Raw genomic sequence first — 12,917 nt, 5'->3', positions numbered from 1 at the left:
TGTCCTCGGGTCCCCACTCACCCGCGCCATCGCCTGACGGGACGGGTCTCGATCGAGTCGATCCGCTGCTCGCGCCGGGCGATGCGCCAGATGCCGTCCTCCAGCCGGTAGGCGTCGGTGTAGCGGCAGTGCCAGACCAGGTCCGACGTCCCGCCGTCGCCGCGTTCGGTCAGGTGGTGGGCGACGCAGGCGACCTCCCCGGTGGCGGTGCCCGGCCCGGCGCCCGCGTCGAACACCTCCCCGGCCAGCGCGTGGAACGTGACCGGTATGCCGCGCAGCACCGCGAGGGTGCCGGTGATCTCCGCACGTCCGGTGAAGGCGCGCACCGGATCGAGCACGCCGGGCGCGTCGGGCAGGACGAGCACCGCGTCCTGGGTGAACAGCGCGGCCATCGCGTCGATCTCACGCCGGTCCGCGTAAAGCGCGTACCGGGCGACCAGGTCACCGAGGGCGATCCGGTCGGCGGCGCCGAGCGTCATGAGAGGCCGAGGCGCTCGGCGCAGGCCGACAGCTCGTCGCACGCCTCGTTCAGGTCCGTGGTCGGCTTGCCACGCAGGACGAGCCGTCCCGCCCCGAGGGCGCCCAGTTTCCCCGCCTTCTCCGGGGTGACTGCCGACAGCGAGTGGCCGAGCGTCAGCTCCAGCGCGTCCGGGTCACGGTCGTTCTTCTCGGCCTCCTCGCGCATCAGCGCGACCAAGGAACGAAGCTCGTCCCCCGCCACACCGAGCGGCTGGAGGCCGTCCCCGTAGCGGCCGGCGCGGCGCGCGGCGGCCTTGGTGTGCCCGCCGACGTGGATCGGCACGCCGCCCTTCTGGACGGGCTTCGGGTAGCTCATCGCCCCCTTGAACCGGAAGAACTCGCCGTCGTGCGTCGCCCCGCCGGGCGCGGTGTCGGCCCACAGCTTCCGCAGGACCTCCAGCTGCTCGTCGCCGCGCCGCCCCCGCGAGTCGAAGTCCGCGCCGCACGCCTCGACCTCCTCGCGCATCCAGCCCATGCCGACGACCAGCCGCAGCCGCCCGCCGGACAGCGCGTCGATCGTCGCGACCCGCTTGGCGAGCACCACCGGGTGGTGGTCGGGCAGGACGAGCACACCGGTGGCGAGCCCGATCCGCGACGTCTGCCCGGCGAGGAACGCGAGCAGGTCAAGCGGGTCGGGGATGTCCAGGTCGTCGGCCAGCTCCATGCGGCCCGAGGCGTCGTACGGGTAGACGCTGGAGTAGCCGCTCGCGACCACCGCGTGCTCGACCGCGCCGACGGACTCGAAGCCGCAGGCTTCGGCGTGCCGGACATAGGCGCCGATCCATTGCGGATCGGCGGTCACGCCCGCCGCGACGGGGAGCAGGACGGCGTACTTCATGCAGAACCTTTCGTGATCGCGGCGGCGCGTCCCGCGCGGCGGCCGAAGAACGTGCCGTCGCCCAGGGACGTCCCGCTGATGTAGCCCTCGCCGTGGATGCCGGAGGCGGTGCGCCCCGCGGCGTACAGGCCGGGGACCGGCTCACCGGAGTGGTTGAGGACCTCGCCGTCCACGGTGGTGTCCAGCCCGCCGAGGGTGAACCCGCCGGCCCCCGTCCCGGCGCCGTGCCTGCCCGCGCCGAAGAACCCGTCGGCCGGGTCGATCGCCGCGAACGGCCCCTTCAGGGGACGCAGCCACCTGGGGTCCTTGTGGAAGTAGGGGTCCTCGCCCTTCTCCGCGAACCTGTTGTAGGTCTCGACGGTCGCCTCCAGCGAGCCGGACGGCAGCCCGAGGGACTCCTCCAGCTCCGCGAGCGTCTCCGCCGCGTGCTTGGGGCGGACGCCCCACATGTCGGCCTCGGCGATCTCGTCGTGACCGGCCTCGTCGATGATCGCCCAGTAGGGGCCGGGCTGGTGCAGGACGGCCCGGTGGCTGAACAGGCCCGGGTAGACGTCCTCGTTGATGAAGCGGCGGCCGAGGCCGTCCACGAGCATGCCCCGGCAGATCACGGCGGGGTTGGCGGTGAGCGCGATCTCCACGGTCGCCATGCGGCGGGTCGCGGCGCCGAGCGCGGTCGCCATCCGGATGCCGGATCCGTCGCTGGTGCCGTCGCTGACCTTGTCGTGCCCGAGCAGCACGGGGGCGTGGTCGGCGAGCATCTCCTCGTTGTCGACGAACCCGCCGGAGGTCAGGATGACGCCCCTGCGCGCCCGGTAGGTCACCGCCTCGGCGAACCTGCGCGCGACGACGCCGGCGACGCGGCCGCCGTCCACGACGAGGTTCGTGGCGTAGGTGTCGTGGTGGGTGACGGCTCCCGCCTCCGCGACGGCCGCGACGAGCTTGTCCATCAGGACGCCGCCGGCGAACATCGGCGTCTCCGGGCGGTGCCCGCGCGGCGCGGGCCGGGCGATCGTGGTGTACGGCCAGGCGTTCTCACCGAGCCACATCAGGCCGTCGTCGGTGTACGGCATCCAGCCCGGCGCGTCGAACAGGCTCTCCTTGAACGGCACGCCGCGAGAGCGGAACCACTCGAAGTGCTCCACGCTGCCGTCGCAGTACAGCCGGAGCTTCTCCTCGTCCGCGTGCGGGCCGAGCGCCGCCTTGAGGAAGGCGAACATGTCGTCCGGCGTGTCGTCGAAGCCGCACGCCTTCTGCACCCGCGTGCCGCCGCCGAGGTACAGCTCCCCGCCCGACTGCGCGGACGTCCCGCCGGGGCCGCTCGACCGCTCCAGGACGAGCACGTCCGCGCCCGCCGCCGCGGCCTCGTACGCCGCGGCGGCACCGGCGGCGCCGAAGCCCACCACCAGCACGTCGCACTCGTGGTCGAACTCCCCGACGCCGCTCAGCGCGACCGGCTCGACCGAAGACCGGGGAGGGGTCACTTCTCGACGGGAGCGAACGCGGCGAGCGGCTCGGACCCCGACCAGTCGTGGCCCCAGTAGCTGTCCTTGGTGATCTCTTCGGCGGTGTAGTACGTCTCGTCGACGAGCATGCCCTCGCAGCCGTACTCGATGTCCCAGCCGCCGGGGGCGCGCACGTAGAACGACACCATCTTGTCGTTGGTGTGCCTGCCCAGCGTGGACGAGATGGAGAAGCCCTTCTCCTTGACTGTGTCGAGAGCGATCCCGACCGCGTCCAGGGTGTCGACCTCCACCATCAGGTGGACGAGGCCGGGATCGCCGTCGTGCGGCGCCGGGCACACCGCGAGGCTGTGGTGGCGCTGGTTGACGCCCATGAACCGGATCCGCACCGGGCCGCCGACCTTCATCGCGCCGCGCGGCAGGAAGCCGAGCACCTCGTTGTAGAACGCGGCGGTCTCGGCGAAGTTCGCGGTGGGCAGCACGACGTGGCCCATCCCCATCGCGCCGGTGACGAACTTCTGCGCGAAGCCGGTGATGACCGGGCTGTGGTCGAGGACCGGCCCGAAGAACACCTCGACGGGCGTGCCGCCCGGGTCGGTGAACGCGATGACCTCCTCGGCGTCGCGTTCCGCCGCCTCCTTGGGCTTGAGCGCCGTCACGGCCGTCCCGGACTTCTCGACGGCCTCGCGGACGGCGGCCAGCGCGTACTGGTCGCGGACCTCCCAGCCCACGGCGAGCACCTTGTCGGAGTCGCCCGGCAGCAGTCGGAGCCGCGACCGGCGCTCGTCCATGCGCAGGTAGAGCCCGTCCGGATCGGGACCGCCGCCCTCGGCGAACCCGAGCCCGTCGAGGGCGAACTCGCGCCAGCGCTCGATGTGCCGGGTCTGGACCCTCAGATATCCCAGCCCTCGGATCTGCGTCACTGTCCTGGATCCCTTCGATAGCACGGCTTGTACGGCGGGCGTCGGTCCTCAACCTGCCAAATCCGCCCGCCCGCCGCCGGGGCCTTCCCGCTCAGTGAGAGTCGCGCGGCGGGTCCGGGCGGAAGCGGGTGTCATCGGGGTATGACGGAAACGAAACCGGTGGCGCTGGTGACCGGCGCGAGCCGGGGCATCGGGCGGCGGACGGCGCTCGCGCTGGCCGCCGCCGGGCACGACGTCGCCTTCACCGCGCGCACCGCCGAGGAGGGCGCGGGGCGGATCCCGCCGCGCCACGGCACGTCCGGCGCGATTCCGGTGCCCGGCAGCCTGGCGCGGACGCGGGCGGAGATCGAGGCGCTCGGCGCGCGGGCGCTGCCCGTCCGGATGGACCTGCTGGACCGGGCGAGCGTGCGGGCCGCCGCGCGGACCGTCCTGGACACCTGGGGACGCGTCGACGTTCTCGTCAACAACGCGGTGGCGCACATCGCGGGCACCCACGAGCGCTTCCTCGACCTCGACGTGGAGGTGGCCGAGCGGACGGTCACCGCCAACTACCTGAACCAGATCGTCCTGCTCCAGGCCGTCCTCCCGGCCATGCTGGACCAGGGAGGCGGAACGATCGTCAACCTGTGCTCCGGGTCGGCCACCAGCGATCCGCCGGGGCCGCCCGGTGAGGGCGGCTGGGGCGTGGCGTACTCGGCGTCCAAGGCGGCGTTCGGCCGGCTCGCGGGCGCGGTCAACGCCGAGTACCGGGAGCGCGGGGTCCGCGCCTTCAACCTCGACCCCGGCTTCGTCGTCACCGAGGCGGGCGCGGCCCGAGGCGGCCTCGACGCCCTCAAGGGCAAGGGCTTCGAGCCGACACCCGAGGAGGCCCCGGCGGCCGCCGTGGTCTGGCTGGTCACCGACCCGGCCGCGGACAAGCTCCGGGCCCGCGTCATCTGGACCCCCAAGCTGGTCGCCGACCACGCCCTCCTCCGTTGACTTGCGGCGTGTTGTTGTTATGAAGGCGCTCATAACAACAACACGCCGCAAGTCAACGGGGTGGGCGGGCCTCAGATCATGGAGCGCATCGGGCCCTGCGGGGGTTCTATGTCCAGGTCCGTCAGGGCGCTCACGTGGTAGACGGAGCCCGGGACGTGGATGGCGTGGGCGAGGCCGACGTGGGCGTCCCGCCAGAAGCGCTGGATCGGGTTGTCGGTGCGCATCGCGTTCCCGCCGGACCGGACGACGATCTCGTTCATCGCCTGCACCGCCCGCCACGCCGCGCGGACCTGGGTGCGGCGGCCGGCCGCCCGCTCGGCGAACGTCGGCACGTGTCCGGCGGCGACCATGTCGTACGTGCGCGAGCAGTTGTCGAGCAGCGCGGTCCGGGACGCCTTGATCTCCTCGGCGGCCTCGCTGATCGCGTACAGCACGTACGGGTCGTCCTTGATCTTCGTGCCGGTGATCTGGACGCGGTTGCGCTGGTAGGCCATGTGGTGGTGCAGCGCGCCCTCGGCGATGCCGATCACGGCGGCGCTGATGCCGAGCGGGAACACGCAGGAGAACGGCATCAGGTAGGACGGGTTGGTCAGCCCGGCCTCGCGCGCCGCGGAGCCGTCCACGACCTTGGAGTACTCCAGCGTCCGGTAGGTGGGGACGAACGCGTCCTTGACGATGATGTCCTTGCTGCCGGTGCCCTGGAGGCCCGCGACGTTCCAGGAGTCCTCGACGATCTCGTAGTCGGAGCGCGGCAGGATCAGGTGCAGCGACTGCGGCGGCTGGACCATCGCGCCCTCCTCGTCTCCGAGCATCCCACCGAGGAAGATCCAGTCGCAGTGGTCGGTGCCGGAGGAGAACTGCCAGCGGCCGTTGAAGACGTAGCCGCCGTCCACCGGGCGGGCGATGCCCATGGGCGCGTAGGGGGACGCGATCCAGGTGTCGGGGTCCTCGCCCCACACCTCCTCGCGGACCTTCGGGTCGGCGTAGGCCATCTCCCACGGGTGGACGCCGACTATGCCCGCGATCCAGCCGGTGGAGCCGTCGAGGGAGGCGATCCCGAGCACGGTCTCGGCGAACTCGCGCGGATGCACCTCCAGGCCGCCGTGCGCCTCCGGCTGCAGCAGCCGGACGACCCCCGCGTCGCGCAGCACCGTGGCGGCCTTGTCGTCGAGCCGGCCGAGCTTCTCGTTGGCGGGACCGAGCTCGCGAATCTGGTCCGCTCGTTCCATGATCGTGTCTAGCGCGCGGTTCGCCATCGCCTGTCTCCCGTGGGTGTCGTCAGCCGTCGTAGGTGATCTTCAGCCGGTCGGTGACCGGCCTCGCCTGGCAGGCGAGGATGAGGCCGTCGGCGAGATCCTGCTCGTCGAGGACCGAGTTGGCGTCCAGGGTGACCTCGCCCTCCAGGGCCACGCAGGCGCAGGCCGAGCAGTTCCCCTCACGGCAGGAGAAGGGCGCGTCCACCCCGGCGCGCAGCAGCGCGTCGAGGAGCTTCTCGGACTTGGGCCACGGGACGGTCTGCGTCTCGCCGTCCATCTCGACCTCGATCTCACCGGCGTCACCCGCGTCCTGCGCCTCCTCAGGGGGCTCGGGTTCCTCGAAGGGGTCGTTCTCCAGCGAGAAGAAGCGCTCGATGTGGACCCGCATGCCGAGGCCGGTGAACATCTCCGTGACCATGTCCATGAAGACCTCCGGGCCGCACACGAACGCCTGGCGTCCGGTGTAGGGGGCGGCCAGGGACCGGAGGGTGGCGGGCGTCGGGAGGCCCTGCACCGTCTCCAGGATGTGGACGACCGTGAGCCGCTCGGGGTGGCGCTCGGTGAGCGTCCGCAGCTCGTCCGCGAAGATCACCGAGCGTTCGTCCCGGTTGGCGTAGAGGAGGGCGATGCGCCCGCTCCCGCCCGCCAGGCACGACTTGAGGATCGACATGACCGGCGTGACGCCGCTGCCGCCCGCGACGAGCAGCAGATCCTCGTCCAGCGAGGACGGCGTGAACGTGCCCGCGGGCCTCAGCACCTCCAGGACGTCGCCCGCCGTGACGTTGTCGCAGATCCAGTTGGACCCGAGGCCGTCCGCGACCCGCTTCACCGTCACCTTGAGCCGGTCGTCGGTGAGCGGTGAGCTGCACAACGAGTAGCAGCGCGCCGCCCAGCCGTCCCCGGACGGGACCCGGACGGTGAGGAACTGCCCGGGCCGGTAGGAGAACCGGTCCCGGTCGCCCTCGGCGGGTTCGAGGACGAGCGAATGCGCGTCGGCCGTCTCCTGGACGACCTCCACCACCCGCGCCTTGAGTGCCGTCATGACCGTTCTGTGGCCTTTCCAGCGGCGTGCCGTGCCGCGATGTAGCCGAACACGATGGACGGGCCGATCGTCGCGCCCGGCCCCGCGTACTCGTTGCCCATCACCGACGCCGACGAGTTGCCCGTCACGTACAGGCCCTCGATGACCGAGCCGTCCTCGCGCAGGACGCGGGCGTGCTCGTCCGACACCAGCCCGCCCTTGGTGCCGAGGTCGCCGACCTCCAGCCGGAACGCGTAGTACGGCGCCGTCTCGAGGGCGTCGAGGTTCGGGTTCTTCAGGTTCGGGTCGCCGTAGTAGCGGTCGTAGGCGGAGTCGCCGCGGCCGAAGTCCGGGTCCTTGCCCGCGCGGGCGTACCCGTTGAACTTCTCGACGGTCGCGGAGAGCGCGTCCGCGGGGACGCCGATCTTCTCCGCGAGCCCGGCGAGCGTGTCCGCCTTGAACGCGATCCCCGCGTCGTAGAACGCCTTCGGGATCGGCGCGCCCGGCAGGATCTGCGCGAACGGGTAGCGGGCGCGGGCCTTGGCGTCCATCACGAACCACGCCGGGACGTGGCCGCCTTCGAGCTGGTCGTGGACGAAGTTGACGTACGGCGCCGCCTCGTTGGTGAACCGCGTCCCGTCGTTGGACACGATGACCTGGCGCGGGATGGCGCGCTCGGACACCAGCGGGATCGTCGCCCCCGCCGGGTGCCGGACGGCGGGCATCCACCACGCGTCGTCCATCAGGTCCACCGCCGCGCCGAGGGCCTCGCCCGCGGTGATGCCGTCGCCCTTGTTCTCCCGGGCGCCCATCGCGAAGTCGGCCCGGCCGCCCTCCGGGAGGTGCTTGTCGCGCATCTCCTGGTTGTGGTCGAAGCCGCCGGTCGCCAGGAGGACGCCCTTGCGGGCGCGGATGCGGAGCACCGTCCCGTCGCGCCGGGCCGCGACGATCCCGGTGACCCGGCCGTCCTCGCCGGTGACGAGCTCGGTCATGGCGGTCTTCAGCCACAGCGGGACGCCGGCGTCCTTCAGCGCCATCCGCATCCGGGCGACGAGCGCCCGGCCGCCGGTCGACATGTGCCGGCGGCGGATCATGTTGGACGACACGCGCCAGGCCGCGACCAGCGACGCGCGCCGGCCCGCCCAGGTGCGCTTGGCCATCGCGAGGTCGTGGTAGTCCTTGGCGGTCACCCACAGGCCGAGGGGGCCCTTCATGTTGTTCGGCCGCTGGTACTGCTCGTCCTCGCCGAGCTTGCGGGTGTCGAACGGCTTGGCCTCGATGGACCGGCCGAGCGGGCGGCCGCCCTCCAGCTCGGGGTGGTAGTCGGCGTAGCCCTTCGTCCAGAAGAACCGCATCCACTTGCTGCGGCAGATCAGTTCCATCGCGGCGGGGCCGTGGTCGACGAACGCGTCGAGCCGCGCCGCGGGGACGCGTCCCTCGGTGAGGAGGTCCAGGTAGCGGCGGATCGACTCGCGGCTGTCGTCGTGGCCGCGCGCCTTCAGCGTCGGGTTGTTCGGGACCCAGATGCCGCCGCCCGACAGCGCGGTGGACCCGCCGAACCGCTTGCCCTTGTCGACGATCAGCACCCGCATCCCGGCGTCGTGCGCGGTCAGCGCCGCGGCCATCCCGCCGCCGCCGCTGCCCACGATGACGAGGTCGTACTCGTGGTCCCAGCCGCTCTCGCGGTCCGCGTCGCTCACCGGTCGTCCTTCCTGGTGAGGAAGGCGAGGACGGCGCTCTCCCAGGCGGCCTTCTGCTCGATCATCACCCAGTGCCCGCAGTTCGGGAAGATGTTCACCTGGACGTCGGGGATCGTCCGCATCGGGACCAGGACCATGTCGACGGGGCTGACCCGGTCGTCGCGTCCCCAGGTGATCAGGGTCTCGGCCTTCAGCTTGTGCAGCATCGACCAGTACGGCGGCTCGTCCGACTGCGCCATCGCCTTCGCGCGGGCTGCCATCGCCTTCGACCCGTACATGCGGCGGGCGCTCGCGAGGGTGTCGGGGTCGGTGGCCTGCGCCCAGCGCTCCTCGATCATCTCCTCGGTGACGATGCGCCGGTCGTAGACCATGGAGTGCAGCCAGCGGACCAGGCGCTCGCGGGTCGGCTCGTCGGTGAACTCCATCAGCAGCTTGATGCCCTCGCCGGGCGACGGGCTGAAGACGTTCGTCCCCATCCCGCCGATCGTGACGAGGCGGCGGACGCGGTCGGGCCGCCGCAGCGCGAACTGGGTGCCGATGATGCCGCCCATCGAGTTGCCGATCACGTCGACCTGGTCGAGGCCCAGCCCGTCCAGGAACCGGCCGACCGCGCCGCCCGCCGCCATCATCGGGTGCTCGTCGGTCGGATCGCTGACCCCGAAGCCGGGGAACTCCAGGACCAGGCACCGGAAGTGCTCGGCGAACCGGGCGAGGTTGCCGCGGAAGTTCCGCCAGCCGGTGACGCCGGGGCCGGATCCGTGCAGCATGAGCAGCGGCGGGCCGTCGCCTGCCTCGTGGTAGCGCAGGACGCCCTGGCCGGTGGCGAGCTCGCGCAACGTCGACTCGTAGGTCAGCTCCGCAGGCATGATCTCCCAGTCCTTCGACGGTGGCTTGACGGGAACGTAATCGGTCGCGGCGGCCGGGCAGCGCCGCCGATCCCGATCAGCGGGACCCGCGTCTCATCCCGGCCCGTCCCGCCCGCGGGGACCCCGGGCCGCCGCGGCCCGCTTCCACTCAACGGGATACGCCCGGACCCTCTCCGCGGGCGCTGCCTACGTTTCAGGTCCACCGGTCCGGATGGATTTTGTTCGCTGGACATTTTGTTGGCGACAGAGACAGTGTGACCACAGGGACCGATCGCCCGACGACAGAGACCGCGTCCCGCACGACACCGAGGTGAACGCATGTCAGCCGAGCCAGCGCTCTCCGCAGCCACCGGACTCCCGACCTCCGACGCCGCCGCGCCCGAGCCGGCCGAGTTCCGCAAGGCGATGGCGGAGTTCGCCACGGGCGTCACCGTGATCACCGCCCTGGACGGCGGGGAGCCGGCCGGCTTCGCGTGCCAGTCGTTCGCGTCGGTGTCCCTTGAGCCGCCGCTCATCCTGTTCTGCGCGGACAAGCGGGGCCGTTCCTGGCCGCGGATTCGCTCGGCGGGACGTTTCTGCGTCAACGTGCTCGCCGAGGAGCAGCGCGATCTGTGCGAGCGCTTCGGGTCGAGCCGGGGCGCCAAGTTCGAGGGCCTCGACTGGGACGTGTCCGAGTGGGGCACCCCGCGGCTGCCCGACGTCCTGCTGGGCCTGCACGCCGTCGTCCACGACGTGCACGAGGCCGGCGACCACGAGGTCGTGATCGGGCGGGTCCTCGGGGTCGAGCGGCACGAGGTGCGCGACGGCGTCTGGCGGCGCCCGATGGTCTTCTTCCGCAGCCGGTTCGGCGTCAACGAGCCCGACGCGCCGATCGCCCCCGACCCGTGGGGCCTGGGCGACCGGTGGGGCTGGGGCTGACGCGTCACATCCAGTCGCCCCGGCCGTCCACGGCGAGCAGCCGGTTCATGGTCTCGGGCGACCACGTCGCCTCCCGGCTCGCGGTGCCGGCGCCGCGCCGGGCACGGCCGCCCGAACGCCCGGCGGCGGGGGCCGAGCCAGGGAACAGGATCTGCGACGTCTCGCGGGCCGCGGTGACCACCAGCGGGGCGACGTTCTCCAGCGGGGTGCGGATGTCGCCGACCAGGGAGATGCCGCCGACCGGACCCTCGGGGCCCTGGATCGCCGCCGCGACGCACGCGATGCCGGGGAACGCCTCGCCGCGCTCGAAGGCGAGGCCGCGGCGCTGCCGGACCCGGTGCAGCTCCTGGTGGAAGGTGCCCAGCTCGCTGATGGTGCGGCTGGTGAGCCGGCTGATGCCGGCGCCGAGCAGCGCGTCCACCTGCTCGGGCTCCAGCCACGCCAGCATCGCCTTGCCGAGCGCGGTGCAGTGCGCCGGGGCCCGGCCGCCGACCCGCGACGGCACGGAGGCGGCGAGCCGCCCGCCGAGCTTGTCCAGGTAGAAGACCTCGGCGCCGTCCAGCACGGCCAGGTGGGCGACGAGCCCGGTGGTGACCTGCAACTCGTGCAGGAGCGGCGCCGCCGCCTCGCGGATCTTGCCGTGCCCGCCGTCCTGGCCGCCGAGGCCGAGGGCGCGCGGGCCGAGGCCGTAGCCGAACGAGTGGTGCGCGAGCCAGCGCTGCCGGACGAGCTGGTCCAGGATCCGGTGCGCGGTGGAGCGCGGCAGCCGGGTGCGGCGGGCGACGTCCTCCAGGGTGAGCCGGACGGTCGGCCCGCTGAACGCGTCGAGGATCAGGGTCATCCGCTCGATCATCGACGGCGGCGACTCGCGCCGCGCGGCCGCCTCGTGCTCGGTGGTCAGGACCTCGCTCATCGCACCCTCCCAGCACATGACTGAAATGAATTCTTGTTACCTGGAATGTAGCAACCACTTGCTTCCATGGGAAGGGGCCAGGTTTAGCCAGGTCAGCCGGAGTTCCACCCACCGGGATCATGGTCCGGCACCCGCAGGACAGGGTGATAGAACGTTTTCCTGCCTTGGAGGGGAGCGACGATGCGTGTCGGCCTTGTCACGCCGGTGGTGGCACAGCCTCCCGGCCACTGCGCATGGGAACCGGAGGCGGGGATCGAGGAGATCGCCCGGATCGCCGAGACCGCCGACCGGCTCGGCTACCACCACGTGACCTGCAGCGAGCACGTCGCCGTCCCCGCCGAGGCGGCCGAGCGGCGCGGCGGCGCCTACTGGGACCCGCTCGCCACGCTCGGGTACCTCGCCGCGCGGACGTCCCGGATCCGGCTCGCCACCCAGGTGCTCGTGCTCGGCTACCACCATCCGCTCGCGATCGCCAAGCGGTACGGGACGCTCGACCGCGTCAGCGGCGGGCGCCTCACGCTCGGTCTCGGCGTCGGCAGCCTGGAGGAGGAGTTCGACCTGCTCGGCGCCTCGTTCGCCGGCCGCGGCGCCCGCGCCGACGACGCCCTCGCCGCGCTCCGCGCCGCCCTGTCCCGGCGCGCGCCCGAGTACCGCGGCCCGCACTACGGCTTCTCCGGCATGATCGTCGAGCCGCACGCCGTCCAGGAGCACGTCCCGCTGTGGATCGGCGGCCGGACGGCCCGTTCGCTGCGGCGCGCCCTGACCGCCGACGGCTGGGTCCCGTTCGGCATCCCGCTCCGCACGCTCGCGGAGATGCTCGCGGACGCCGACCTCCCGCCCGGCTTCGACGTGGTGCTCGCCCCGTCCCGCCCGCTGGATCCGATCGGCGACCCGGACGCCGCCGGCGCCGCGCTGACCCGCCTGCGCGAGGCGGGCGCCACGATCGCGGGCGTCCGGCTGGCGTCCTCGTCCCCCGCCCACCACTGCGAGCAGCTCGCCGCGCTCCGCGACCTGGCGGACCCGCACGGCCTGACCTTCGAGGAGAAGCGGTGACCCCGGAAGAACGCTTCGACGTGCTGGAAGAACGCCTTCGCGCCCTGGAGGACGAGCGGGAGATCACCCGGCTGGTCCTCTCCTACGGCCCCCTCGTCGACAGCGGATGCGCCGCCGGCGTCGCCGCCCTCTGGACCGAGGACGGCGTGTACGACGTGGACGAGATCATGATGAACGGCCAGGCGGAGATCGAGGCCATGGTCCGCTCCGCGCCCCACCAGCGCTGGATCACCGGCGGCTGCGCCCACGTCGTCGGCCCCCCGCACGTGACCGTCTCCGGCGACGACGCCACCGCGGTCGGCTACACCCTCATGATCGTCAACACCCCGGACGGCTTCACCCTCCGCCGCGCCACCGCCAACCACTGGACCCTGCGCCGCACCCCGGACGGCTGGCGCGCGGTGAACCGCACCAACCGCGTCCTGGACGGCCGCGAGGAGTCCCCCGACCTCCTCGCCTCCCACTTCCCCGC

The 12,917-nt window shown here is 72.5% G+C and carries 13 protein-coding genes; 4 read left to right on the top strand and 9 right to left on the bottom strand.

The window, feature by feature from the left end:
* Positions 1–17: 17 nt before the first annotated feature.
* The 4 genes from E1281_RS08190 to E1281_RS08175 are packed head-to-tail and all read right to left on the bottom strand — an operon-like array spanning position 18 to position 3,740.
* A complete protein-coding gene (locus E1281_RS08190) occupies positions 18–479 on the bottom strand; it encodes a nuclear transport factor 2 family protein (RefSeq protein ID WP_131876566.1) in 462 nt (153 codons plus the stop codon).
* Positions 476–1,357, bottom strand: a complete 882-nt coding sequence (locus tag E1281_RS08185; RefSeq protein ID WP_131876565.1) for an LLM class F420-dependent oxidoreductase — start codon at positions 1,355–1,357, stop codon at positions 476–478. Before E1281_RS08185 ends, E1281_RS08190 begins: the two co-directional genes overlap by 4 nt.
* Positions 1,354–2,838, bottom strand: coding sequence for an FAD-dependent oxidoreductase (locus E1281_RS08180; RefSeq protein ID WP_131876563.1), 1,485 nt, complete (start codon positions 2,836–2,838; stop codon positions 1,354–1,356). The genes E1281_RS08185 and E1281_RS08180 overlap by 4 nt, the downstream gene beginning before the upstream one ends.
* Positions 2,835–3,740, bottom strand: a complete 906-nt coding sequence (locus E1281_RS08175) for a VOC family protein (protein ID WP_131876561.1) — start codon at positions 3,738–3,740, stop codon at positions 2,835–2,837. Before E1281_RS08175 ends, E1281_RS08180 begins: the two co-directional genes overlap by 4 nt.
* Before the next feature lie 141 nt (positions 3,741–3,881).
* Between E1281_RS08175 and E1281_RS08170 the strand changes: the two genes are divergently transcribed.
* Positions 3,882–4,718 (top strand): SDR family oxidoreductase, encoded by an 837-nt coding sequence (locus E1281_RS08170; RefSeq protein ID WP_131876559.1) that lies wholly within the window; start codon positions 3,882–3,884, stop codon positions 4,716–4,718.
* Positions 4,719–4,789: 71 nt separating this feature from the next.
* Here E1281_RS08170 and E1281_RS08165 read toward each other — a convergent pair whose 3' ends face one another.
* The 4 genes from E1281_RS08165 to E1281_RS08150 are packed head-to-tail and all read right to left on the bottom strand — an operon-like array spanning position 4,790 to position 9,561.
* A complete protein-coding gene (locus E1281_RS08165; protein WP_131876557.1) occupies positions 4,790–5,974 on the bottom strand; it encodes an acyl-CoA dehydrogenase family protein in 1,185 nt (394 codons plus the stop codon).
* A 22-nt stretch (positions 5,975–5,996) separates the two neighbouring features.
* The gene (locus tag E1281_RS08160; RefSeq protein WP_131876555.1) at positions 5,997–7,016 is read right to left on the bottom strand and encodes a ferredoxin--NADP reductase; all 1,020 of its coding nucleotides are present in this window, start codon (positions 7,014–7,016) and stop codon (positions 5,997–5,999) included.
* Entirely contained in the window at positions 7,013–8,695 is a 1,683-nt protein-coding gene (locus E1281_RS08155) for an FAD-binding protein (protein ID WP_131876553.1), read from the bottom strand. Before E1281_RS08155 ends, E1281_RS08160 begins: the two co-directional genes overlap by 4 nt.
* Positions 8,692–9,561 (bottom strand): alpha/beta fold hydrolase, encoded by an 870-nt coding sequence (locus E1281_RS08150; protein WP_131876551.1) that lies wholly within the window; start codon positions 9,559–9,561, stop codon positions 8,692–8,694. The genes E1281_RS08155 and E1281_RS08150 overlap by 4 nt, the downstream gene beginning before the upstream one ends.
* 318 nt (positions 9,562–9,879) lie before the next feature.
* Here E1281_RS08150 and E1281_RS08145 point away from each other — a divergent pair, with 318 nt between their 5' ends.
* Entirely contained in the window at positions 9,880–10,479 is a 600-nt protein-coding gene (locus E1281_RS08145; RefSeq protein WP_131876550.1) for a flavin reductase family protein, read from the top strand.
* Between the two features lie 4 nt (positions 10,480–10,483).
* On the opposite strand, the gene E1281_RS08140 is transcribed toward E1281_RS08145, so the two are convergent.
* Positions 10,484–11,392, bottom strand: coding sequence for an IclR family transcriptional regulator (locus E1281_RS08140; protein WP_131876548.1), 909 nt, complete (start codon positions 11,390–11,392; stop codon positions 10,484–10,486).
* Positions 11,393–11,572: 180 nt separating this feature from the next.
* Between E1281_RS08140 and E1281_RS08135 the strand changes: the two genes are divergently transcribed.
* Positions 11,573–12,445 carry a TIGR03619 family F420-dependent LLM class oxidoreductase gene (locus E1281_RS08135; RefSeq protein ID WP_131876546.1) on the top strand — a complete coding sequence of 291 codons (873 nt, stop codon included), beginning with the start codon at positions 11,573–11,575 and terminating at the stop codon, positions 12,443–12,445.
* Positions 12,442–12,917: nuclear transport factor 2 family protein (locus E1281_RS08130; protein WP_131876543.1), on the top strand; the 476-nt coding region annotated here is incomplete at its 3' end. The genes E1281_RS08135 and E1281_RS08130, both read left to right, overlap by 4 nt.

The sequence above is a fragment of the Actinomadura sp. KC345 genome (genome assembly GCF_004348515.1).
In the GTDB taxonomy this organism is placed as follows: Bacteria; Actinomycetota; Actinomycetes; order Streptosporangiales; family Streptosporangiaceae; genus Spirillospora.
Note: the sequence above shows the minus strand (reverse complement) of the source record. Positions and strands in the feature narration are given on the sequence as shown.

Coding starts and splice junctions, on each gene's coding strand:
- E1281_RS08190 (WP_131876566.1), bottom strand. CDS start 479: ATGACGCTCGGCGCCGCCGACCGGATCGCCCTCGGTGACCTGGTCGCC.
- E1281_RS08185 (WP_131876565.1), bottom strand. CDS start 1,357: ATGAAGTACGCCGTCCTGCTCCCCGTCGCGGCGGGCGTGACCGCCGAT.
- E1281_RS08170 (WP_131876559.1), top strand. CDS start 3,882: ATGACGGAAACGAAACCGGTGGCGCTGGTGACCGGCGCGAGCCGGGGC.
- E1281_RS08165 (WP_131876557.1), bottom strand. CDS start 5,974: ATGGCGAACCGCGCGCTAGACACGATCATGGAACGAGCGGACCAGATT.
- E1281_RS08160 (WP_131876555.1), bottom strand. CDS start 7,016: ATGACGGCACTCAAGGCGCGGGTGGTGGAGGTCGTCCAGGAGACGGCC.
- E1281_RS08150 (WP_131876551.1), bottom strand. CDS start 9,561: ATGCCTGCGGAGCTGACCTACGAGTCGACGTTGCGCGAGCTCGCCACC.
- E1281_RS08145 (WP_131876550.1), top strand. CDS start 9,880: ATGTCAGCCGAGCCAGCGCTCTCCGCAGCCACCGGACTCCCGACCTCC.
- E1281_RS08140 (WP_131876548.1), bottom strand. CDS start 11,392: ATGAGCGAGGTCCTGACCACCGAGCACGAGGCGGCCGCGCGGCGCGAG.
- E1281_RS08135 (WP_131876546.1), top strand. CDS start 11,573: ATGCGTGTCGGCCTTGTCACGCCGGTGGTGGCACAGCCTCCCGGCCAC.